The following is a 24,114-nucleotide window of genomic DNA, read 5'->3' as shown; positions in this document are numbered from 1 at the left end:
GCAATCTCTTAATTAATAGTCTTATGTATTCAAAATTAATTTGACCAATCCGCGGTTGAAGTGCCTTTCATGGTTTCATTGACCGCTTGGTTCATGATAAGTGCAGCAAAATCATCACTATGAACTTTTAGCTGCGCGCTCGCTGTTTCTAACTGGGCTTGTTCAGCACCATCAATTGCCTGTTGAACATCAGCCATCGAGGTTTGCAGCGTATTCTTCTGCTCATCGGTTAATAAAAAGCCAAATTCTGCAAGCGCAGATGCTAGCGCCAATAATTCTCGTTTTGCTTCTACCTGACTTTCAATCAAGCTACGCTGCAGTCGATCTTGCATGGCAAAATCAAAGCCTGCTTTGAGCAGTTTTTCCTGCTCATCTTCTGACAACCCGTAAGATGGCTTGACTTGAATTTGGCTTGCTTTGCCCGTTGTCAACTCTTTAGCCCAAACTGTTAACTGACCATTGGCATCAATTTGAAAAGTGACTTCGATACGCGCCAATCCTGCTTTCATCGCTGGAATATCAGTCAGTTTAAACTGTCCTAACGAGCGATTGTCAGCCACCGTATCGCGTTCACCTTGTACCACATGGATAATCATACCATTTTGGTTATCTTGATAGGTTGTAAATACCTGTTTACGGGTCACAGGAATGGGCGTGTTACGCGGAATAATCACTTCGGTGAGACCGCCCATGGTCTCAAGCCCCAAGGATAAAGGCGTGACATCAAGCAGCAACACCGTATTTTGCTGTTGTCCGATTAATTGGTCGGCATATTTGGCTGCGCCTAATGCGACGACTTCATCTGGATTGATGCGTGACAGTGGCGGCTGATTAAACGTTTCTGCTACGATTTGCTGAATCAATGGCATTCGTGTCGAACCACCTACCAATACCACTTCATCAAGCTGGGACGTCTCAAGTCCAGCATCACGTAGCACTTGCGCACACACCGCTAATGTACGGTCAGTGACAGGCTGGATAATTTGGCGAAGATTGCTTTGGGTTAACACAATGTCAAAAGCTTGACCGCTGATTGAAAGCTTGGCAGTCACTTGGTCTGTTTTTGACAACTGCTCTTTAAGCGTGCGAGCCTGTACGTTTAGCAGCTGTTTTTGATGGTTATCAATGGTTGATGGATTCAAGCCTGTTTGTTGAATCAGCCAATTAGCAATCAAGCGGTCAATATCATCGCCACCCAGTGCGCTATTACCGCCAGTTGCCAGCACCTCATACACACCGTGATTGAGCTTTAACACCGATACATCAAACGTGCCCCCACCCAAATCATAAATAAGATGATACGCTTCGTCTTGTGATTGGTTCAGCCCATACGCCATCGCAGCAGCCGTCGGCTCGTTTAATAAGCGAATCACATGAATGCCTGCCAATTTAGCCGCATCCTTAGTCGCTTGGCGCTGTGCTTCATCAAAATAAGCCGGCACCGTAATCACCGCCCCTACAATACTATTGTCAGGTAATGCCAATTTTGCCCGATCATACAGATGTTTTAACAAGATACTTGATATTTCAACAGGGTTTTTGGCACCTTGTGGGGTTTGGATACTTGGCATGACGTCGACATCACCGACTAATTCATAGGGATGATTGAACTTAATATCCTTGATGCTTCGTCCCATAAACCGTTTGACCGAGCGTACTGTGTAGCTTGGCGCTTGTTCTGCCATTGCTTCAGCATGACTACCTACCAAAGTTTCTGGATTACCATTGTCATCTAAACCAAAATACACCACCGAGGGTAAAAGCTTTTGGCAATCGCTACCTTTTACCTGAGTAGCAATTTGACTGTCGTCATTGGCGTTATTGTCACTGGATTGACACTCACTAACTTTATCACCAATCACTTGTGGCTCGCCTGAACGCACTACCGCTACCAGTGAGCGCGTGGTTCCTAAATCAATTCCTAAAGCAAAACGATGCGCATGGGGCTTGGCACTTTGATTGGGTTCAGCGATTTGTAATAACGACATAAATTGGACCAATTAAAAAATAGAAAAAATAATTTGAAAATAAAACCAGCTTAGTTTATATCTTTAGCTTAGTTTGTATCTTTATAGAAAGTCAAAACGGATGGTATTATAAATTAAAAACATGATAAACCAAATAAATTAACCAATGTTAGAAAGATTTACCCTTTAATCATGATTTACACATACAGATCATCATCATTATCAAAATTCTGCTGGGCTAATTCATCGGTGGTTTTTGCCACATCTGCTTGCAGTTTAACCAAAAACTGTAGTTTTTGAATAATATCTATCGCCTGTTTGGTTAAGGCATCAGCATTAACCTCACCTTCAGCTGGGTTATCAATTTTTTGATAAACTTCGTTAAAGGCAAGTTGATAATTATTTAGCCATTCGGTAAGTTTTTTGCTAAGTTGCGTAATACTTTGGCTATCAGCATCATCTAAATCGATGCGAAATGACATGGCATCGTCTAAAAAGTTCAAATCACGAATCGGCTGGTTAATAGATTGTGAAATGCCTTTGAGTGCCAACAAATGTGATGCGCGAGAATCAGGGTTTTTAAGCGTATTGTAGGCTTCATTAATAATCGCAGACGCTTGCTCAGGCTTTAGTGCGGATAATTTGGCGATTGATTCAGGCAAAAAACCATCGGTATTAGCAGATAGCGAAAGGTGTTGCTCAGCTACAGACGCATCAAGATTGTTATCAGGATGGAACTTAGATTGAAGTTGGCGAAGGGTCTGCTGAAGCTTGGCGATATCAATTTGATATTGTTGGGGTATATTCATCAACTCAAAATAATTAACCATTTTCAACTTCCCCTACCGAGCCATCACTATACTGACAAAAAAAATATTAAAAACTAAACGGTGAAAGATTCACCACAGCCACACTCACCTTTTTGGTTTGGATTACTAAATTTAAAGCCTTCATTGAGACCTTCTTTGACAAAATCCATTTTCAAACCATTAAGATAAACCAAGCTTTTTGGATCGACAAATACACTAACCCCGTTGCTTTCAAAACGTTGGTCGTTAGGGTCTGGCTCATCAACAAATTCCAGTACATACGCTAAACCGGAACAACCTGCGGTACGGATACCCACACGGATACCTTCGCCATGACCACGGTTTTGTAAAAAATCGCGTACATGTTGAGCTGCATCGTTTGATAATTCAATCACTTTACTACCCCATCTACTAATTTCAATCTTTAAGCGACTCACTTTAAGTAACTGAGCCAAAGTCTTATTGAGGATGAGTCAATAAGACTTTTAGAATCGCACAATCAATCAAGCATTGGCTTTAGATTTATAATCTTCAATCGCTGCTTTAATGGCGTCTTCTGCCAGCACTGAGCAGTGCACTTTAACCGGTGGCAAGGCTAGCTCCTCTGCGATATCTTTGTTTTTAATTGCGCTAGCTTCATCCAGGGTTTTGCCTTTAAGCCACTCTGTCACTAATGAGCTTGATGCAATGGCTGAACCACAACCATAGGTTTTAAAGCGCGCATCTTCAATGATACCGTTATCACCCACTTGGATTTGCAGGCGCATCACATCACCACACGCTGGGGCACCGACCATACCGGTACCGACATTTTTGGCATCTTTATCTAAGTTTCCCACATTTCGTGGATTCTCATAATGGTCAAGCACTTTATCACTGTAGGCCATTTCATTTTCCTTTTGGCTGGTTACGTCAAACGTAACTGACTAATCTTTACTTATTAATTCAATTGAATAAATTTTTAATGGAAATTAATTTTTAATTCAAATTAATGTTCATTCCATTCCACACTATTTAAATCAACGCCTTCTTTATACATATCCCAAAGCGGTGATAAAGCGCGTAATTTTTCAACCGCGGTTCGCATCTCAGCAACCGCATGGTCAACATCTTCTTCGGTGGTATAGCGACCCAAACTAAAACGAATTGAACTGTGAGCAAGCTCATCTGACAATCCAAGCGCGCGTAATACGTACGAAGGCTCAAGCGTCGCTGACGTACAAGCAGAACCCGATGACACGGCAAAATCTTTCAATGACATCATCAACGATTCGCCTTCTACAAAGTTAAAGCTGATGTTGACGATGTTTGGAATACTGTGATTCATGTCACCATTAAGATAAATTTCATCAAGCTCTTTTAAGCCATCCCAAAGGCGTTGACGCAGTTTTGTCAGTCTGGCTTCATCTTCTGCCATACGTTTGCCCGCAATGGCAAAGGCTTCACCCATTCCTACAATCTGATGCGTTGCCAAAGTACCTGAACGCATACCACGCTCATGACCACCACCTTGCATTTGAGATTTTAGACGCACACGTGGTTTGCGGCGAACATATAAAGCACCAATACCTTTAGGGCCATAAATTTTATGCCCAGAAAAACTCATCAAATCAACTTTTAATTCCTCTAAATCAATCGGAGTTTTACCAGCTGCCTGCGCCGCATCGACATGAAAAATAATACCTTTTTCACGTGTGATTTCACCAATTGCCGCGACATCTGTTAACGTGCCAAGTTCGTTGTTAACCATCATTAGGGTCACTAAAATAGTATCTTCACGAATAGCCTCTTTCACTTGGTCAACCGTGATCAGACCTGTCTTTGGCTGTGGGTCTAGATAAGTAATTTCAAAACCTTCTGTTTCTAATTCACGGCAGACGTCTAGCACAGCTTTATGTTCAATTTTACTGGTAATGATATGTTTACCTTTACCACTATAAAATTGCGCCGCCCCTTTAATCGCTAAATTGTCTGACTCAGTAGCCCCTGAAGTAAATACAATTTCACGTGGATCGGCGTTGATTAATTCTGCGATTTGCTCACGGGCAGTTTCAACCGCTTCCTCAGCTTGCCAACCAAACCCGTGCGAACGCGAGGCAGGATTACCAAACACGCCATCAAAGGTCATGTATTTCATCATCTTTTGGGCGACTTGCTCATCAATTGGTGTGGTCGCGGCATAATCTAAATAGACTAATTTATTCATGCTAACAAATTCTCCCCAGAATTTTGTTTTAAGGTTTTGCTGTTATCAGCTAATGAATGATTATTACTAATATTACTAACTTTAGTGGTGCTATGCTTTGCCCGTTGTAATACGGGTGCTTCTGTCATTGGGTTTGCCGCAGACTGATTTTTATCCTGCATGTCTTCAACCATCAAAATTTGACGCTCAGAAATTTCACGGATAATTTGACGATTAATAAGTGTATCTAGTGTCACGGTGGACAAATAGTTTTCAATTTGCTCAGACAATCCATTCCATAAATCATGGGTTAAACACATAGCGCCATCTTGGCAGTTGCCTTTGCCTTCGCAAGCTCTAGCATCCACCGACTCATCAACCGCTGAAATAATGGTCATAATCGAGATTTCATTGATGGGTTTGGCAATATGGTAACCGCCTGACGCACCGCGAGTGCTCACGACTAACCCTTTTTTACGCAGCTTTGAAAACAACTGCTCAAGATAAGAAATAGAAATCTCTTGACGTTTTGCGATATCAGACAATGACACAGCCAATTCATGTTTTTGCTCTTGCAATGCCAAATCTAGCAGCGCCGTCACTGCATAGCGTCCTCGGGTTGTCAATCGCATAGTAGCCCCACTTAAGTTAAAAATTTAAATCCGTTCAAGCACAGTAAGCTGTGAAAACACGTTTTATGGTTGGTATGGCTATTATATGAAAATCCGAGTCTTTTAGTCAAGATTAATTCTTACTAAAACACTCGGATTTATTTATTTCTCGGATTTATTTACTCAATGATAAGCGATTTTTTATCAAAGCAATTTTTTATCAAAGTAATATAGGAGAATGGGTGTTATTTTACTACCCAACCAATCGCACAAATGATGAATAATACAAAAAATGCGATTGCCGCGCGTTTCATCCATTTATTTTTACTGTTTAATTCTACAATTTGTGCTTCAAGCACTGTTTTTTGTAGATTTGCGGCGTTGACTTGGCTATTGAGTGCCTCGACTTGTTGTTTATAGTCAGCATCGGTTTTGATAGGTTTTTTGACTTTTTGCTTGTCTTTATCGCCTTTGACTGCCTTTGTGATGACTTGTAATAGCTGATTGATACCAATTTGATGTAAAAAAGCCTTCACCTCTGCCATCTTTTGTGCTTCGCCGCGGATTTGTAGCTGCTCGATGGCTTTGGGCTGGTTGGTAAATAAATTCTGGGCGATTTGCCAAGTAAAGCCATTGATGGTCACATCGACCTGCTGAGAAGGCTGTAATTGACTGTCTAACAAAATGCCGTTAACGGTAAAAGTCACATAAAAAGTGACGTTTGGGATATAAGCGTGAATACGAACGACAGTATTGGTCGTGGCTAAAGGATAAACAGTCTTACGAAGATCTGCATCAAAACGTAGCAACAGGGTCAGCAAGGTTTCAATAATCACTAATACCACATTGAGCGCTGTCGTGGCTATATTGCTTGGGGCATTGGTCGAAGTTTGAAAATTATCGTTCATTAAATTTCCACAAAATTAATCAAATATGGGTTTTGTAATTTGTCGATAGTGTAACTTCAAAAGGTTGTTAATAACATTAATTATTGTAAGTCTGGTATAAAACACTGTCAGTCGGTGATTCTTAGTCAAGAAATCATTGCGAGATTGATTCTTAGCCACTTTTACTCACTATAGCTGTATATATCAATTTTTAGCGGTTTTTGTTGAAATAAAATGTTATCGTTTGGTGTGCCAACCGCTATATTTTGCAAAAACACGTTAATCAATGCTTAATTCCACAGAAATTATGCTTAAACTGCTTGTGAAGCCGTTGGAGTTTACTTATAATCGAATCATAATTACTTATGCAGCACTTGATACTTAAGGCTTTGAGCCTAATTAATTGCCAAGCGTGTGCTTTGTATATATAACGTTTATTTTCATCCCTAAAAATTTGAAGGATATTCTTATGAATAAGTCAGAATTAGTTGATAGCATTGCTAAAAAAAGTGGCCTTTCTAAAGCCCAATCAACTGAAGCATTAAATGCCTTTATCGCAACGATTGGCGAAGCAATGAAAGCTAATGATACCGTGTCATTAGTTGGCTTTGGTACGTTTAGTGTCAAAGAACGCCAAGCACGTACTGGCCGTAACCCACAAACTAAAGAAGAAATCCAAATCCCAGCAAGCAAAGTCCCAAGCTTTAAAGCAGGCAAAAGTTTAAAAGATATCGTTAACTAATTAACCCTTATCTCTTTATAGCTGAAAAAGCGTATTTTTAATTAAATACGCTTTTTTATTGCCTATTATTTCCTTGCTAAGTATAAAAACTAAACTATAAAAACCGGGCAAAAACTTAAGTAAAAAACCACTATTTTTACACAGTGGTTTTTTATTTTATAAACTATAACCTATCTTGGCACCGTAATGGTTTGACCTACTTTTAGCGACGCTGTTGGTGACAAGTTATTTAAACTAGCCAATTCTTTAGGGCTGATGCCAAAGCGTCCTGCCAAAGAAATTAAGCCTTCGCCTGCTTTGACTTTATAGGTTGTTGTGGTTTTCGGAATTTTGATGTTTTGACCAATCAACAACGACTCATTACCTTTTAAGTTATTTAAAGCGGCAAGCTCACTTTTAGAAACGCCATATTTTGCACTCAAGTTTGTCAGACTATCACCTGATTTTACTTGATAGCCTTGTGCATCACCATGACTATATTTACTTACTGGGTTTAACGCTAGCTTGTTATCATCCTCTGATTGGGCGTCTTTGGCTGCTTTGGTCTCTTTTTTTGTTTCTTTTTTGCTCTCGGGTTTTGCAGAGTCGCGTTTGACGGTAGGTTCGCGGGTCGCTGTCACACTAGCCACCGTACCCAATCCTGCTTGAGGAATAACCAGTTTTTGCCCTTGAATTAAGTTGGCTGTGGGTTTTAGATAATTGGCTTTCGCCAAGTCTGCTACCGTTAAATCAAAGTTATTGGCGACACTACCTAAACTATCACCTGGGCGTACTGTGTAGTTAATCGATTTGCCAGCTAGCGCATATTTGACCTTTTCAACTGTGACAGGCACGATGATGACTTGTCCTTTTTGCACACGATAATTGGTGTTAAAACCGTTGACATCAGCAATGTCTTTGGGCGATACGGATAATCGATCAGCGATACCCGACAAGGTATCACCCGTCTGAACCGTATAACGACTGGATACCGGTTGCACTTCAGCTCTAGCAGGGGCAGGCTTTTGCGCTACTGGCTGTGCCACTGGCGGCTTTGGCATTTTGTCTGAAATTAACCACAAGTTTTGGTTGGTACGCACTTGATAAGTTACTGGTAAATTATTGAATTTTGCTAACTCACCGACATTTAGATCAAACTTGTCAGCGATGCCTGTCAAGGTATCCCCCGCTTGCACGATATAGCTATTGGCTTTACGTTTTGGCGCTTCTGCTACTTTGGGTTCGATAGGCTTGGCGTTGTATAAGTAAAGTGTTGAACCTGCTAGCAAGGCGGCATTTGGGTCAATTTGGTTCCATTCAGCGATATCTCGCCAATTCACACCCATACGACTGGCGATATTTGCCAAGGTGTCGCCAGCTTTGACTTGATAGATGCTGCGTGTGCCGCTCGGACGTTTTTTGGCAGCCGGCTTGCTAACCGTGACAGCATTGCTTTCACTGGCGGTATTGGATTTGCTCGTGGTCACTTGCGCCGTGTTTGGTGCTTTACCATTTAAGCTCGACGCTTGGGTAATTTTGACCTCTTTTGGCAACACCACTGGCGGCTCTTCGTAACTGAGTTTTTTGGTTTCGCCTTTGGCTTCTAATATAGCTTGCTGGGTCTGGATGGCATTGAGCTTGATATTACCATCTGTAGGGTTAATCGCTTGCTCTACTTGGGGTGCGGTTTTTTCGATTTCTTTAGCAATCAAGTTACGCTCTTGATTGGATAAAGGTGGTTCTTGCACCACGGTGTTGTTGGCAGTAACAACGGCTGAAGTGGTTGGTAATGTATTGGTAGACTGCATTTCAGCGGTCACTATTTTTTGCTCAGTGGCGGTAATCGGTGGTTCTTTGATTACTGTATTGCGGCTTTGGATGCTTGGTGTACTAGGAATGGGGGCGATATAAGTCGTGGTTTGGTTTTTAACCATACTAGTTGCCATCGCCGCCAAATCGCTGCTAGACGATGGCAAATTAACTGTTTCTTTTTTGCTATAGGCTTGTTTGGCGGCACTGAGTGAATCACCCTGACTTGTGGTGGTAGTTCGGGTTTGGTTGCCAGAGTTTGTGGTCGGTGTGTTATAAGTCGGTGTAACAGTTTTAGGCGTGACATAGCTATTGTTTGCCAAATAACCTTGCTGACTCATATAACCATTACCGCGTAATTGGGTGATTTTACGGTCAATTGATTCATTGAGATCATTAGGAATCAGAATACGGCTTGGGCCTGACATATCTACCGTACCTGCAATCAACGCAGGATTTAGGGCACGCAGTTCTTCATAGCTTACGCCTGTCAAACTACTAATCTCATACAAGCTCACGCCAACATTGGCAGGGACACTTCTAAAATGCTGACGGTTCGCAATTGCGGGTAAATACACATTGTAGGTACTCGGATTTTTGACGATTTGCGCCACAGCCAAAAATCGAGGGACATAGTTCATCGTTTCAGTGGGTAGTTTGAGCGACCAATAATCCGTTGGTAGACCACGTGCTGCATTATAATTAATCGCGGATTGGACACGGCCTGGACCGGCATTGTACGATGCCAATGCCAACTCCCAACTACCAAATTGGTTATACAAAGCCGTCAAAAAGTCATAAGCGGCACGGGTTGACTCAATCACATCGCGTCGACCATCAAAGGTGCTGGTTTGATTCAACCCATAAATACGACCTGTACTTGGAATAAACTGCCATAACCCTGCAGCAGAAGCGTTACTATTGGCATTGGGGTCATAAGAGCTTTCAATCACAGGCAATAATGCCAGTTCTGTTGGGATATTGCGACGTTCAGCTTCGCGCACTGTGTAGTATAAATAGCGGCTAGCACGCGCTGTTAATCGGTTTAGATAATCTTGGCGGCTAATAAACCAACTTTTCTGCGCTTCAATACGCGGATCGTACACGTTGGAGTTCATACGAAAATTGACGCGCAGTCTATCCCACAGATTACCATAGCGCTGAACCAACAAAGCGTTATTCTCTACCATGGTCATGTCGGTGGCTTCAAGCAGGCCTTCCAGTTCATCCAAACTATCCATATCCAGTAGCGCTGCATTTTCTTGCGCGCTACGCACCGTGCTTTTGCTGTGACTGGATGATCCAATCATGGGTTTACCCGCTGGACTGGTAGTACTGGTTGGCGCACTGCTACAGGCTGCCAAAATAATAGAAGAAATAGCTAAACTTAACGGTTTGATAGTTTTTTTTGATGAATGGCTTATCGAAAGCAACATGATGATTCCTAGCTCTTTTTTGCAATTTAGATGTAGGACATATACCCATCCCATAGCGTAAAACTATGAACGAATATAAGCTAAAATTTGACATTATAAATAAAAAAACGGCTGTGATTTCAAGCCCGTAAAATTAAATATTGGCTGAAATTATACTAGAATCCATAAAAAAAGTGGCACAAAACTTTTGCACCACCCTGTTTAACACCACTTTTAATACCACTAAATTAGTGCTTTTCAATCACAAGTTGGCTAATCGCCCTAGACAATAACACCGAGTTACCGCTTTCAGCAAAGGTAATACGTGAAGTTGTTACTAAACGTGTCGTCAGGTTATTTTCGACGATGACTTCTGTGGTTATGGCATCTGCTTTGGCATGGTTACCGCTAAATACCACATTATTTAATTGTATATCATAGCCATATTGCGTTGCTTTTGACCAGTTGTTTTGCAAGAGGTTTAAATAATTGCTTTTATTTAAGGTGGTGGTTTTTCTTTTACGCGACACAGATATCAATGCATCATCTGCTACTAGGTTTGCAACGCGCGAAATACTTTTGGCATTTGCTGCAGCCGCCATCGCAGTACCGTAATTGTCGATATCACGCTGGGTGATTTCAGCGTTTGCCAGCGTTGGGACGGTTAACGAAGTCGCGATGACTAGACCTAGCCATAGTTTTGACTTTACTTGCTTTCGGATTTTATCAATCGGTTGAAAATTTAACGTGATACTCATGAGATTTTCCTTCAATTGGTAACACCCAATTGTTTGACCCTAAAAGAAATAATTTGTTACAACTAAGCATAGCATAACCATTAACTTTATTGTTACGTCATTGTTAATTATCAAGCATAAAATAGTGAATAACCCCGATAAAAATTTTTGAACTTATTATCCAAAACTATCCAAAATCGCTAGATCGCCAAATCAATCATCGTTTTTACAGCGCTGAATTATTTCAGCAAACAAGGGTTAATCATTTATTAATTTGGCTAAATCGGTTATCATTACAGGTTGTTTTTATCACCATTTTATGACTAAATCTCAATTTAAGGGTATTTTAACTATGCTACTTACCGCTATTTTAGCATTTATCCAATCTGCCCATGCGGAAGGTGCGGCGGCAGCGCCTACTGGAACGGGTGCTTCCACCATTATGCAAATGCTATTGCCATTGGCTTTTTTTGCTATTTTTTATTTTATTATTATCCGACCACAAAGCCGTCGTAACAAAGAGCATCGTCAAATGATTGATGCCATTAAAGAAGGCAATGAAGTGGTATTTGCCGGTGGCTTGATGGGAAAAATCAAAAAACTTCAAGGTGAATATGCGGTTGTTGCATTAAATACTACCCAAGAGGTGATGGTGCAACGAGCCTCAATCATTTCGGTATTGCCTGTAGGTACCATTGATAGTCTTAAATAATTGCTGATGCAGCTCACCTGTCAGGTTGGCGACCTAGCATTCTGTTAAGTTGCCAACTGGCTATTATGATATTGTACTGCCTTGTTGATCGCGGTTAATAGCCCTACGGTTAATAAACCTAGTAGAACAACTAGTTACCTAAAAAAATCAAGTTTAAGAAGTCAAGATTATGCACTACCCTGCTTGGAAATACTTTTTAATCGGCATTGTGCTGCTACTGAGCACCCTGTATGCCCTACCAAACCTTTATCCAGACAAGCCCGCCGTTCAAATCACGGGGGCTTCCGCTAGTACCACATTGACCAATGATGTGCTAAAGCAAGCGGAAACCATCCTAAATGCCGCCAATATTCCAACCAAAAACAACAGTTTTGATGGTAAATCAGCTTTGTTAAAAATTGGTGATGAGTCGACTGAAACGCAGCTTAAAGCGCAACAAGTGCTAAAAGAAAAGCTTGGCGACAATTACGTGGTGGCACTAAACTTGGCACAAACCACGCCAGCATGGCTACGTAATATTGGCGGCAATCCTATTAAATTAGGCTTGGACTTGCGGGGTGGTGTACGGTTTGTACTAGAAGTCGATATGAGCAAAACCGTCTCTCAGCGTTTGGAAAACCTAACCCGAGATATCCGTACAGAGCTACGCAACCAAAAAATTGCCGTGACCAATTTACAAGCAGGGCAAAATAATCTGACGTTAAACTTTGTCGATAATGCCGCGCGTGATCAAGCCATTAATGTGTTACGTAGTCGCTTTGGGACAAATTACGAATTACAACCGCTCATCAATGCGGGGGGTCCAGCGATTAACATGACCTTGACCCAGTCGACGATTTCACAAATATCTCAAGATGCGGTCACCCAAAACTTGACGACTTTACGAAACCGTATTAATGAGCTAGGCGTGGCTGAAGCCGTGGTGCAATCCCAAGGTGCCAACCGTATTGTGGTGGAATTACCCGGGGTACAAGATACCGCAGAAGCCAAACGGGTCATTGGTCGTACTGCCAATCTAGAATTTCGTATGGTGTCTGACCAAAACAATACTTTCCAAGCCAATCCATCTGGGGTATTGCCTGCAGGCACTGAAGCCTATTCATTTGGTGAAGTCGATAGCCCACAAAAAACCTTATTGGAACGTCAAGCTGTGGTCACCGGTCGAAATGTACAAGACGCCCAAGCAGGGATGGATCAAAACGGTCGCCCTCAAGTGAATATCACACTGGATAACGCAGGTGGTCGTTTGATGCAAAATACCACAGCAAAATCAGTGGGCAAACAAATGGCTGTGCTGTTTATTGAAAATAAGCAGCGTATCACCTTCCAGCCAGACCCAGTGACGCGTCAAAATAAAGAAGTAAGGACACCTTACGCAGAAAGCCACATTATCAATCAAGCGACCATTCAAGGCGTCTTTGGCTCAACTTTCCAAATCACGGGCTTAGATAGTAATGCAGAAGCCTCAGAGCTGGCTTTGTTACTTCGTGCAGGTGCACTAGCGGCGCCCATGTATTTTGTTGAAGAACGTACTATTGGTCCATCATTGGGACAAGATAACATCCAAAAAGGTATGTTCTCTACCCAAGTCGGCTACTTACTCGTGTTCTTATTTATGATTATTTTTTATCGTTTATTTGGTTTGATTGCCAATATTGCGTTAATTTTTAACTTAATGATGATTTTAGCCATCATGTCATTGATTGGTTCTGCGCTAACCCTGCCGGGTATCGCAGGTATCGTGTTAACCATCGGGATGGCGGTGGATGCCAACGTGCTGATATTTGAACGCATCCGCGAAGAGCTTGCCAACGGCGCCAGACCAAAATCTGCGATTGTGGCAGGTTTTAACCGCGCATTTACCAGTATTTTTGATGCACAGCTGACTACCTTGATTGTCGCATTTATTTTATTTGCGATTGGTACAGGTCCGATTAAAGGTTTTGCTGTCACCTTAGCCATTGGTATTGCCAGCTCTATCTTCACCTCAGTGACCGTCACGCGTGCACTGGTACAGTTAGCTTATGGCTACCGCAAAACTGTCAAACGCCTAAGTATTGGTTAAGGAGCGAATAAATAATGAATGATGACAAGTTAGAGGATCTAGACGGTTTAGACGGCTCAGAACCCATCAACCCCGAGCAAAAACTCTCAGAGCTCGGCGTACGTCGTAGTGATGAAATGGCATCAAATAAACAGCACCGCAAAACGCCGCGCCGTAATGGTAAAGGGGTGAATAAAAATTTAGTCAAGCAGCCTGCTCAACCTACCGACACTGCAACCCAAACCGCTGGGTTGGCGGTGGCTAACGCTACCAGCGCTGAATTTTCGGCAGAGGATTTTGGCGGTGAAAAATTCTTTGCCGGTCGGCGTATTATTGATTTTTTAAAGGTATCTAAACCTTTTGCCATATTATCCGCCATCTTAACGATTCTGGGTTTGGTCGCTATTTTAACCAAAGGTTTAAATCTAGGCTTGGATTTTACTGGCGGTGTGTCAGCCACGGTTGTTTATGAGCAACCGGTGCAACAAGCCCAAGTTCAGTCAGCCTTATCAAGCCATAAAATCAATGACAGTGTGGTGCAATATTTGGGCAGTAACAAAGAAATTTTGGTACGCCTGCCACCGCAAAAACAAATCGAAGGGTTATCAAACTCGCTCGATACTGCGTTAGATTTACCCAACAACAATGCCACCATCAAGAATATTGACGTGGTTGGCAGTCAAGTAGGTAATGAGATTTATGTCAGCTCCTTGGGGGCAACGGCACTGGCATTACTGTGTATGTTTATTTATGTGATGGTGCGCTTCCAAGCCAAATTAGCCTTAGGCGCGGTGTTGGCGTTATTTCACGATAGTATTATCACCGTGGGTATTTTCGCACTTTTCGGATGGCCGTTTGATTTGACCGTGCTTGCCGCGGTGTTATCACTGATTGGTTATTCGATTAACGATACCATCGTGGTCTTTGACCGTATCCGTGAGAATTTTCGCCGTGTCCGTGGTGCGAGCCCAACGCAAATTGTCAATCTATCGCTCACTGAAACGCTACGTCGTACTATTATGACCATTTCAACGGTGTTGCTAGTGGTGGTCGCGATGCTGCTGCTTGGCGGCGAAAGCTTACATTGGTTCTCAGTAGCATTGCTCATTGGCTTGATTTTAGGTACTTTCTCATCGGTGTATATCGCCAGTGCGATTCCACTGTGGCTAGGTATGTCGCGCAAAGACTTTATTGTCGAAGTCAAACCAGAATTTGTTGAGGACGAAGTGGTTTTTGAAGACCGCAATGCGCCTATCTATGACAACAAAGTAGTAGATAATCAATAAATGATTTGAGCGGTAAAATACCCTACTTGCTAGGGTATTTTTATGGCTAGAATCTAAACAAGAATAGCAATGATGACAAATGAATTAATGAAAAATGGGTTATGGCAACAGGCGTTTAAAGTAAGTTTTCCTGTGGCAATGGGTTATATCCCTGCGGGGATTGCCTTTGGCGTGTTGTTTGTGGCAGCAAAACTTCCTATATGGGCGGCGATTTTATCTAGTGTGGTGTTATATGCGGGTGCGGCGCAATATGCTTCTATTACGCTGTTAGCGGGTGGGGTTGGAATCTCAACCATCGCCAGCAATACTTTAGCGATAAATTTGCGCCATGCTTTCTATGCCATTCCTTTATTAAAACAATTACCAACCAATCCTATCAGTCGATTTTATTGCTTGTTTGCGTTAACCGATGAAACTTTTTCCGTGTTAACCACCCTTCATGAAAATGAACGCCAAAGACTCATACTACCTGTGAGTTTGCTCAATCAGTGTTATTGGGTTATCGGTACTATATTGGGCATTTTGCTGGGTGAAGGGCTCAATGATTGGGTGCCCCATTTGGATTTTGCGTTAGTGTGCTTATTTGCTATTTTAGCCTACGAGCAGTTTAAAGCAGTCAAGGCTTACTATCCCATCTTCATCGCCATCATTGCGTTCACAGCGGCGTTTTATTTTATATCCGATTGGCTTTTACTATCAGCGATTTGCGTGAGTTTGGGACTCATTATCATCCACTTTTTTATGAGCAATAAATCTGCTCATGAGCAAGCTCTCTGACAGTTCAAACTATCTGACAGCTCAACCGCCAAAAAATTTATCCATTAATCGTTAGAATATTATGAACACACCACCTGATAACTTTTATTTAGTCGCCGCTACTTTTGCCATGGCGTTGGTGACTTTTCTCACCCGCTTGACCCCGATAATTTTGCCAAAGCGTTTATTGGATGCCCCCTTGTTGCTCGCGGTGAATAAAGCATTGCCATTATCCGTGATGACGCTGTTGATTTTAACTTCCTTGCATTGGCAGCAGCCCAAGCCTATGCCCAACGCTATGAGTATGAGTCTGGGCTTATCGCCATTACTTGTGGCAGAGATATTGGCGCTTTTAGTGGTGTTGCTCAGCTATCATTGGAAAAAGCAATTACTGCTAAGTATGCTGGTGGGTATTGCTAGCCTTAATGGGTTTTTATGGGGATTGAATCTGATAGGTTTTCAATCCCCATAAAAAAAAGCCCTACTTGGGCTTTTTTTATGAAGGATAACTTATACCTCGGTTTGCACCCCGACGATATCCACAGGCGTATCAGCCACGTCTTGTATACCAGATTTTTTCTGTTTGGCTTTATCACTGCGTTTACGCTGCAATTCATCCAAATAATCTTCATCAATACCACCGGCGATGTATTTGCCATCAAATACCGAACAATCAAATTTTTTGGCATCGCTGTGTTTGTCTTGTACCGCTTCAATCAAGTCATCCAAATCTTGGAATATCAAACGATCCGCGCCGATGATTTTACACACTTCTTCCACACTATGACCTGAGGCAATCAGCTCATTGCGCGCTGGCATGTCAATACCATACACATTGGGATATTTGACCGGTGGCGCGGCACTGGCAAAATACACATTATTGGCGCCTGCATCACGTGCCATTTGGATAATCTCGTGACAAGTCGTGCCACGTACAATTGAATCATCGACCAACAATACGTTTTTATTTCTAAATTCAAAAGGCACCGCGCTTAATTTTTGACGTACCGATTTTTTGCGCTGCTGTTGACCTGGCATAATAAAGGTGCGACCGATATAACGGTTTTTCATAAAGCCTTCACGGTATTTTACGCCTAGATGTTGGGCAAGCTCCATCGCAGAAGTACGTGAGGTATCGGGAATAGGAATAACCACATCAATACCGTGATCTTCACCCCATTCTTTGATGATTTTCTGCGCTAACGACTCGCCCATACGCATACGGGCTTTATAAACAGAAATATTATCAATAATCGAATCTGGGCGGGCAAAATAGACATATTCAAAAATACAAGGTCTAAACTCTTTGGCTTCGACACATTGGCGACTAAAGAAGTTATTGTTTTCATCAATAAAAATCGCTTCACCGGGCTTCACATCTCGAACGATATCAAAACCCAATGCAGTTAACGCAACTGACTCAGATGCCACCACATATTCAAAACCGCCATTTTCCGCTAATCGTTGACCAAAAATCAGCGGACGAATGCCATTGGGGTCACGAAATGCCAAAATACCATAGCCCGTAATCATAGCGACTACCGCATACGCGCCTTCGATACGTTTGTAGACGGATGTCATCGCTTCAAAAATATCATCGGGGCTTGGATGCTGGATACCGAGTTTTTGCATCTCATGCGCTAGCACATTGAGCAAGACTTCTGAATCAGAATCGGTATTAATATGGCGCATATCTTCCATAAACAGTTCTTTGGCAATCTCTTCTGCGTTGGTCAAATTACCATTATGCGCCAAGGTAATACCATACGGCGAATTGACATAAAAAGGCTGAGCTTCCGCACTACTAGACGTACCAGCCGTTGGGTAGCGTACATGCCCGATGCCTTGATGACCGACAAGACGCATCATATGACGGGTCATAAACACATCGCGCACCATGCCATTTTCTTTACGCAAAAACAGACGGCCATCTTGACATGTCACAATACCCGCAGCATCTTGCCCACGATGCTGCAGCATAGTCAGCGCATCGTATAGCATTTGATTAACCGGACTGTGAGCGGCTATACCGACAACTCCACACATATTTTACCCCTTTGATTTTTCACGGATGGCTATGAGACCTGATGAAAATTGAATGAAACTACCTTATTTGGCGGCTTAGAAGATGTTAGCCGTCAGTTAAACTTACCAATGCTATTGGCCCATTTGCCCTATTCCTTCGAAAGCGGTTTTCCCCAGATTGGCAGCAAGCTGTTGGGTGATTTGGGTCGCAAAAGGTGCTAGTGGCAGTAGCGCCTTGGCAAACTTAGACTGCTGCCAAAAGTCACGTTGACTGACAAAAGGCGCCAATAAACTCACCAGCATCAACACAATGACCAAATTTTTGACCAAGCCAAACCCTGCGCCTGCCAATTTATCTAGGATGCTCAGCCGAAGCCCCTGCAAGGTTTTACTCATCACCCATAATACAATTTGCAGTCCCACGATGACAAATAAGCCAATTGCCAAGAATGCCGCAATGATACTAAGGCCGGTTGAGCCCGTCAGCGACACAAAAAACGGGGCTAAAGGTTTTGCCAAATAACTGGCGAGCAGCAGCGCCAATAGCCAACCAAACATGCCCACCAGTGAGCGCATCAAGCCATTATTAAACCCCTGCCACAACCCAATAAACAATACAAACAACACTACCATATCTAACAAAGTCATCGGGTCAAGCTCGTATCATGGGATTTACAAATTAGAGGGTGAATGTTGGCTTAGACGATAACCGTCAATGGCTTCAACACAGGTTTGGATGAGCTCTGGCCCTTCATAAATCAAACCACTATAGAGTTGAATCAAATCCGCACCTGCTTCAATCTTTTTAACCGCACGTTGACCATTGTCAATGCCGCCTACGCCAATAAGTGCAACTGAGCTCGGTAAGCGTTCGGCAAACTGCTCAAGAACTTGGGTACTACGGTGACTGAGTGGTCGACCTGATAGCCCGCCTGCTTCTTGACTGGTTTTGTAGTCTTCTACCCCATTGCGGCTTAAGGTGGTATTGGTGGTAATCAGCCCATCAATATCAAAACGCACCAATTCTTTGGCAATATAATCAATTTGATCTTCTTCCAAATCTGGGGCAACTTTCAGTACCAATGGCACATAATACTGATGTTGGCTAGCGAGTTGGCTGTGACGTGATTTGATACCATCAAGCAGCGCCGTGAGCGCATCACCACTTTGCAAGTCACGCAGGTTTTTGGTATTGGGAGAGGAGATATTCACCGTAATATAAGACGCGTAAGGATACACTCGCTCTAGACAATAAATATAGTCATCAAGGGCATTTTCAACAGGCGTGCTGGCATTTTTGCCAATATTAATACCCAAAATGCCTTGATATTTTGCACGCTTGACTTGCTCAATGAGATAATCGACGCCTTTATTGTTAAATCCCATGCGATTGATAATGGCATGGGCTTCTTTGATACGAAATAGACGGGGTTTGTCATTGCCAGGCTGTGGTTTTGGGGTAATCGTACCAATTTCGATGTAGCCAAAACCCAATGCTGCTAACGCATCGATATATTCGCCGTTTTTATCAAGCCCTGCTGCCAAACCAACCGGATTGGTAAAGGTTAACCCCATACATTCAGTTGTTAGTTCTTGTTTACCGTACAAAAACCCGAGCATCCCAAATTTTTGCGATTTTTCGAGTAACGATAACGTGATTTCGTGGGCTTTTTCAGGATCGGTGTTAAATAAGAACGGACGAAGAAAGGCATACATAGTTGAATAAGCACTCACATTGCATGGGTGAATCTAATTGACTCTGCCCTTTATACAAGCAGAACTAACCTATTTAGCTTGAGAGATAGCACCCGTTGACGCGCTGTCTAGACTATCTCGTCAAAATCAGAAAAGCTATTATATCAGTGTTGACGCTAAATAAACACCTGCAATTTTCTTTGCCTTCACTGCTACATTAACTACTATATGAGCTTAACTCGGCTTATAGATTACAGATTTTAGCTTTTAACGTCCTATAATCAAAGACTAAGGCACGGCTCGACCATTTGACAACGCAATCCAACCACGAATAATGCGATACAGATGCCATAAGACTGTGGCGACGATTATCAAGCCGCCTAAAGCACCGACAATAAAGCTGCCACCCATCGCATGATTGCTATCAACGGCAGCGCCAAAAAATAGCCCACCCGTTGCAAAAATCACCATGACAAAACCAATCACCCAAAAAAATATACTGTACCAAAATGTTTTGATTTGCCAATCAAAGTGACTATAAAGCCACGTGTTCCTAGCCTCATCGCGCTTTAAATAATTCATCACAATCGGAATAATCCAAGTCAGTCCCGCGGTAAAATAACTAAACAGCGCCAACGCATAAGTAATGTGGTTATAACTGATTTGGCTTTGGGTCACCGGTAAGTGTTGACTGAGCTGCGTGTATTGCGGTAACGCTGATGGATAACCATTCGCCCCACTACCAAATTGTGGGTTGGCTGGGTCAGGTGTGTGAGCATCTGTTGGTTTTTCTAGGTTCATTATAATTTTCCATCAATGATTATTACTTTTTTTATCGGGTCGTAGTATAGAATTTCAATTGATTGTTATGGACTTTAGGGTATTACCCAAATCGGTTCTCGAATGGTAAATGGTTGGTGGTTGCTATCGGCAAACTCGACCGTCCAGCTAACAGGGGACTGCTGTGATGCCAATGGTTTAAAGGTTGGTACTGGGATGATTTTTATGCGGTTTTTTGCCGAATACAGCAAATAGTTGCCATCGGGCGAAAAGTTGGCAGGTTCAGCCAATCCTTCATCATTGATAGCGATATTTTTTTTAGTTGCCATATCTGCGAGCCTGCCTTGGCTATTATCGCTGACGTAAGTGATCAAACGCCCCGAGGGACTAACCCGAGCGATGGCATTGGTTTTACCGGGCAAGTTTAAAGGCAAAAATTGTTGTTTTGCAAAATGGTATTGATAAAGTTGCGGTTGTAAAAATTTGGCTTTATCTGACGTAAATATAAAGGATTGACCATCTGGCAGCCACACAGGGGCTAAATCAATCGCTGGTTGATGGGTCAGTTGTTGTTTTATATTGCCGCTGCTATCGGTCAAAAAAATCTCTGGATTGCCCATTTGGCTATTTGCTAGTAACAATTGGCGTCCATCGGGGGAGATTGCGCCACTAAAATTATGGGTGCGTTTGGCAGAAACCGCAGACACCCCAGAAATCTCAGTAACTTGCAAAGTCGCTCTATCAAGGATAACGACTTTAGGATAACTTTTGCCTGCTTGAACCGTAAAAATCAGGCGATCGCCTAAGCGACTGGCAGATAAGCTCATTATCGTACCATTGACCTTATACAAAGTCTTTGGGTCGCTGCCATCGATTTGGGTTTCAATCAGCTGCCCTTGGCGATTTTCCCCAAATCCAGTTAAATAAATAAAAATTAACTTGCCTGACAGCTGTCTAGCATCCATATGCGGCAAATTGGTTGGCGCAGTCGCTATGACTTTGGGCAATGAGGTCGAACTTTGCAAGGAGGTGTTAGATAAGGTTGTTGATGGCGAGCGCATGGTCTGACAGCCTGTCATCGCCAAGCTAATTGCCATGACAATTGCCATAACAGCGGCGCACCATAAACGGAGTAAGAGATAAACATGCTTCATGTTATTTGTGGCTTGGTTAAGGTAAAACATTATTGGCGTCTGGATTGAGCCAAAGTGGTCCATAAATCAAGCCATTGGGTACGCCATTTTGGGATGGGCTAATACTGATGGATTTGCCATTTGATACAATGGTAATGACATTTTTATTGGAATAAATATAGTGTTGTCCATTGGGTGAGACACCTGGGGCTTCACTTAACCCAACGTTATTTACAGCGGTTACCGAGCGCGAACCCAGATCCATCACCACGCCTTGATTGGCACCCGACAAATAGGACATTTTTTTACCATCATTGCTGATGCGCCCCATACTGCTTAGTCCGCCGCCCGTCAAACGCTGTTCACTACCGGTTGATAGATTATATAGATAAATTTGACCTTTATTACCGCCTTTTTTACCACCGGCTCTGTCTGAAGTATAGACAAATGATTGCCCATCAGGCGCCCAACTAGGATAAATAGCCCCCACAGGGTCATTGGTCAATCGACGAGAATTGCCACCTTGCGCCAAATAAATCTGCGGTATGCCGTTTTCAAAACTGCTACTAAATATCACGCGACCATCTTTACTCACGGATGCGCCATAATTCATGGCTTTAAAATTCGTCAAATTGCTGACTGCTCCGCTGACAATATTGGCAGACATGACCTGCGGATAGCCTAGCGTGTCGGGCTGAACTTGAAAAGTAAAGGTTTGATTGTCAGCAGAGGTATTTAGGGTTTTAATGGTACCGTTAAACTCATAAATCACTTTTGGGTTAAACCCATCCACGTCAGAAATGACCAAACGTGAGACACGGTTTTTGGGCTTGCCTGTTTCAACCACATACGCAATGCGCCCAGAAAAATCGCCTTTGATGCCTGTCAATATCTCATAGATACGGTCAGCAACCTTATGCCCTGCCATACGCAAACTTTGTGAGTTATTTTTGCTGGTAACGGTTTGCAGACCCTGCATCACCTCACCTGTCGCCACATTTATGACTTCAAAGTTAATCTCAATATTGCCACGATTGCTGCGCGTATTGCCAACCACCAAATAAGGCACGGCGTTATGCTGCCAGACAGGCAAAGTGACTTCACTACTGCTATGAGGCCGCTCTGGTAAATTACTATCTAAAGTAAATTGCCCCAAATTGGTCAAATCATTGGTGATGATGCCCGAGATACTCTCTGCCCCTGCAAACGGCACAATGGCGACTTGCAAGTTAGAGCGTGGTGCCTGCTTGACTAGGGTAAAATCAACGTTATCAGCAGCGTTTGCTAGAGGTGGCATCGCAGTGGTAGACAAGGCAACGACTGCCGCTTTCAAAAGAGTATGGTTCATAATTAGCCTGCAATATTTATAATTATTAAAAAAGTGGTTTTAAAATAATAGCATTGTTTTAATCGCCAAAAAAGATTGGGCAAGGCTAGGCGCTACAACACTGTTTAGCTTTACTATTTGACTTTACTATTTGGCTTTAAAATTGCCCGTCATGGTTCTTGCCCCATTTGGCGGGGGCGGCAGCGGACTTGATTGGTTGATTGCTTGTTGTAAGCTTGCTTTAAAAGCGGCATCACTACTGCCGCGAATAGTGATATTACTAATTGTCCCATCCGCAGCAATGCTAAATGACGCCGTTAATGAATTGCCATTACTATTGGTTGGTACATTCCAGTTTGCATCAATCATCGCCATGACTTGGCTGACATAGCCTGCCGAACTCCCTCCCGATGCACCACCACGTCTGCTAGAACCTTGACCGCTAGATGATTGCGATTGCGCTGCACCTGTAGATTGACCATCTTTACCCAAATCCAGTGATTTTATATTATTGTCACTTTGCCGCTCGCTATTGGCATTGAGATTTTTATTGTAGGCGGCATTGTTCGCGCGTATTTCGTTTTTTACCTCATCAATATTGCTTTCGGCAATTTTATAATCTTGCAGATTTCGCTGCTGGGTTTCATTGCGCTGGTTTAATTCATCAATCACGCTTTGTCTTTCAGCTGCTACTTCCCGGTCTAGCTTTTCAGCAAACAGCGCCTGCTCTTTTTCCCATTGCGCCTGCTTGGCGGCTAACGTATTTTTAACCGTTTCAATTTGATTGGTTGATGTCGAATGGGGCGTGTTCATTGGCACAGTTGATAGGGTTTGGGAATTTAAGGACGGTGTGGGCGCACCAGCCATCTCGCCAGCCGTGGCTTGGTTTTGCGCAAGCTCATTTTGTTGGTTGGCTTTGATTTGCCCTTCCATTACCGACAACTGCTCAGGGGTAATCAACGAGGTTTCCATGGGCGCTGGCGGGGTGTTATGATAAAAGAAAAACAATAACCCAACCACCAATGCATGAGCAATGGCACTGAGCACAATCGCCCATACCGGGTAATCGGGTGTTTTGACGGGTACATAGACTGAGGTCACTTCAGCATACATCGTCTCAGTATTTCCTTATTCTACCAAAAATATTCAATCAAAAATTAAAAGGTCATCGTATTAGAAGGCTGCTTGATTAAAAAGCTACTTCATTAAAAAGCC

The 24,114-nt window shown here is 42.7% G+C and carries 21 protein-coding genes and 1 pseudogene; 6 read left to right on the top strand and 16 right to left on the bottom strand.

Annotation, left to right across the window (positions count from 1 at the left end; translation table 11 throughout):
* Positions 1-35 precede the first annotated feature (35 nt).
* From hscA to RTP55_RS01105, 7 genes and pseudogenes are all read right to left on the bottom strand, one after another.
* Positions 36-1,988 carry a Fe-S protein assembly chaperone HscA gene (hscA, locus tag RTP55_RS01135; RefSeq protein WP_312383560.1) on the bottom strand — a complete coding sequence of 651 codons (1,953 nt, stop codon included), beginning with the start codon at positions 1,986-1,988 and terminating at the stop codon, positions 36-38.
* A 176-nt stretch (positions 1,989-2,164) separates the two neighbouring features.
* Positions 2,165-2,797 carry a Fe-S protein assembly co-chaperone HscB gene (locus RTP55_RS01130; RefSeq protein ID WP_312383558.1) on the bottom strand — a complete coding sequence of 211 codons (633 nt, stop codon included), beginning with the start codon at positions 2,795-2,797 and terminating at the stop codon, positions 2,165-2,167.
* A gap of 53 nt (positions 2,798-2,850) precedes the next feature.
* Entirely contained in the window at positions 2,851-3,171 is a 321-nt protein-coding gene (iscA, locus tag RTP55_RS01125) for an iron-sulfur cluster assembly protein IscA (protein ID WP_065252641.1), read from the bottom strand.
* A gap of 108 nt (positions 3,172-3,279) precedes the next feature.
* Positions 3,280-3,663: a Fe-S cluster assembly scaffold IscU gene (gene iscU / locus RTP55_RS01120; RefSeq protein WP_050324430.1), complete on the bottom strand. Its 384-nt coding sequence runs from the start codon at positions 3,661-3,663 to the stop codon at positions 3,280-3,282.
* 101 nt (positions 3,664-3,764) lie between these two features.
* Positions 3,765-4,982, bottom strand: coding sequence for an IscS subfamily cysteine desulfurase (locus RTP55_RS01115; protein ID WP_312383557.1), 1,218 nt, complete (start codon positions 4,980-4,982; stop codon positions 3,765-3,767).
* Positions 4,983-5,161: 179 nt separating this feature from the next.
* A pseudogene (locus RTP55_RS01110) lies at positions 5,162-5,593 on the bottom strand (Rrf2 family transcriptional regulator); the annotation flags it as partial.
* A 224-nt stretch (positions 5,594-5,817) separates the two neighbouring features.
* Positions 5,818-6,480: a hypothetical protein gene (locus RTP55_RS01105; RefSeq protein ID WP_312383554.1), complete on the bottom strand. Its 663-nt coding sequence runs from the start codon at positions 6,478-6,480 to the stop codon at positions 5,818-5,820.
* Between the two features lie 448 nt (positions 6,481-6,928).
* Between RTP55_RS01105 and RTP55_RS01100 the strand changes: the two genes are divergently transcribed.
* Positions 6,929-7,201 (top strand): HU family DNA-binding protein, encoded by a 273-nt coding sequence (locus RTP55_RS01100; RefSeq protein WP_099808014.1) that lies wholly within the window; start codon positions 6,929-6,931, stop codon positions 7,199-7,201.
* A 170-nt stretch (positions 7,202-7,371) separates the two neighbouring features.
* Here RTP55_RS01100 and RTP55_RS01095 read toward each other — a convergent pair whose 3' ends face one another.
* Positions 7,372-10,425, bottom strand: coding sequence for a LysM peptidoglycan-binding domain-containing protein (locus RTP55_RS01095; RefSeq protein ID WP_312383551.1), 3,054 nt, complete (start codon positions 10,423-10,425; stop codon positions 7,372-7,374).
* A 227-nt stretch (positions 10,426-10,652) separates the two neighbouring features.
* Positions 10,653-11,162, bottom strand: coding sequence for a hypothetical protein (locus tag RTP55_RS01090; RefSeq protein ID WP_007116693.1), 510 nt, complete (start codon positions 11,160-11,162; stop codon positions 10,653-10,655).
* A 346-nt stretch (positions 11,163-11,508) separates the two neighbouring features.
* Here RTP55_RS01090 and yajC point away from each other — a divergent pair, with 346 nt between their 5' ends.
* From yajC to RTP55_RS01065, 5 genes are all read left to right on the top strand, one after another.
* Positions 11,509-11,853, top strand: a complete 345-nt coding sequence (yajC, locus tag RTP55_RS01085; protein ID WP_081454568.1) for a preprotein translocase subunit YajC — start codon at positions 11,509-11,511, stop codon at positions 11,851-11,853.
* 169 nt (positions 11,854-12,022) lie between these two features.
* Positions 12,023-13,918, top strand: a complete 1,896-nt coding sequence (gene secD, locus RTP55_RS01080) for a protein translocase subunit SecD (protein WP_312383548.1) — start codon at positions 12,023-12,025, stop codon at positions 13,916-13,918.
* Between the two features lie 116 nt (positions 13,919-14,034).
* Positions 14,035-15,183 carry a protein translocase subunit SecF gene (secF, locus tag RTP55_RS01075; RefSeq protein ID WP_312383649.1) on the top strand — a complete coding sequence of 383 codons (1,149 nt, stop codon included), beginning with the start codon at positions 14,035-14,037 and terminating at the stop codon, positions 15,181-15,183.
* A 69-nt stretch (positions 15,184-15,252) separates the two neighbouring features.
* A complete protein-coding gene (locus RTP55_RS01070; RefSeq protein WP_062330425.1) occupies positions 15,253-15,960 on the top strand; it encodes an AzlC family ABC transporter permease in 708 nt (235 codons plus the stop codon).
* Positions 15,961-16,021: 61 nt separating this feature from the next.
* Entirely contained in the window at positions 16,022-16,411 is a 390-nt protein-coding gene (locus tag RTP55_RS01065; protein ID WP_312383544.1) for an AzlD domain-containing protein, read from the top strand.
* Positions 16,412-16,449: 38 nt separating this feature from the next.
* Here RTP55_RS01065 and purF read toward each other — a convergent pair whose 3' ends face one another.
* The 7 genes from purF to tolA all read right to left on the bottom strand — a co-directional run bounded on the left by purF (position 16,450) and on the right by tolA (position 24,012).
* Positions 16,450-17,985 carry an amidophosphoribosyltransferase gene (purF, locus tag RTP55_RS01060; protein ID WP_312383543.1) on the bottom strand — a complete coding sequence of 512 codons (1,536 nt, stop codon included), beginning with the start codon at positions 17,983-17,985 and terminating at the stop codon, positions 16,450-16,452.
* Positions 17,986-18,096: 111 nt separating this feature from the next.
* Positions 18,097-18,612, bottom strand: a complete 516-nt coding sequence (locus RTP55_RS01055) for a CvpA family protein (RefSeq protein ID WP_312383542.1) — start codon at positions 18,610-18,612, stop codon at positions 18,097-18,099.
* A 24-nt stretch (positions 18,613-18,636) separates the two neighbouring features.
* Positions 18,637-19,680, bottom strand: a complete 1,044-nt coding sequence (locus RTP55_RS01050) for a quinone-dependent dihydroorotate dehydrogenase (protein ID WP_065252633.1) — start codon at positions 19,678-19,680, stop codon at positions 18,637-18,639.
* 267 nt (positions 19,681-19,947) lie between these two features.
* Positions 19,948-20,460, bottom strand: a complete 513-nt coding sequence (locus tag RTP55_RS01045) for a DUF4870 family protein (RefSeq protein ID WP_083106207.1) — start codon at positions 20,458-20,460, stop codon at positions 19,948-19,950.
* 74 nt (positions 20,461-20,534) lie between these two features.
* The gene (locus RTP55_RS01040; protein WP_312383534.1) at positions 20,535-21,548 is read right to left on the bottom strand and encodes a hypothetical protein; all 1,014 of its coding nucleotides are present in this window, start codon (positions 21,546-21,548) and stop codon (positions 20,535-20,537) included.
* 61 nt (positions 21,549-21,609) lie between these two features.
* Positions 21,610-22,920 carry a TolB periplasmic receptor gene (locus RTP55_RS01035; RefSeq protein ID WP_312383532.1) on the bottom strand — a complete coding sequence of 437 codons (1,311 nt, stop codon included), beginning with the start codon at positions 22,918-22,920 and terminating at the stop codon, positions 21,610-21,612.
* 126 nt (positions 22,921-23,046) lie between these two features.
* Entirely contained in the window at positions 23,047-24,012 is a 966-nt protein-coding gene (gene tolA / locus RTP55_RS01030; protein WP_095355469.1) for a cell envelope integrity protein TolA, read from the bottom strand.
* Between the last annotated feature and the right edge of the window lie 102 nt (positions 24,013-24,114).

This window comes from Moraxella sp. CTOTU47579 (assembly GCF_032004885.1).
GTDB classification, from domain to species: domain Bacteria; phylum Pseudomonadota; class Gammaproteobacteria; order Pseudomonadales; family Moraxellaceae; genus Faucicola; species Faucicola tetraodonis.
The sequence above is the reverse complement of the archived record's forward strand: the minus strand, read 5'-3'. Positions and strand labels throughout refer to the sequence as shown.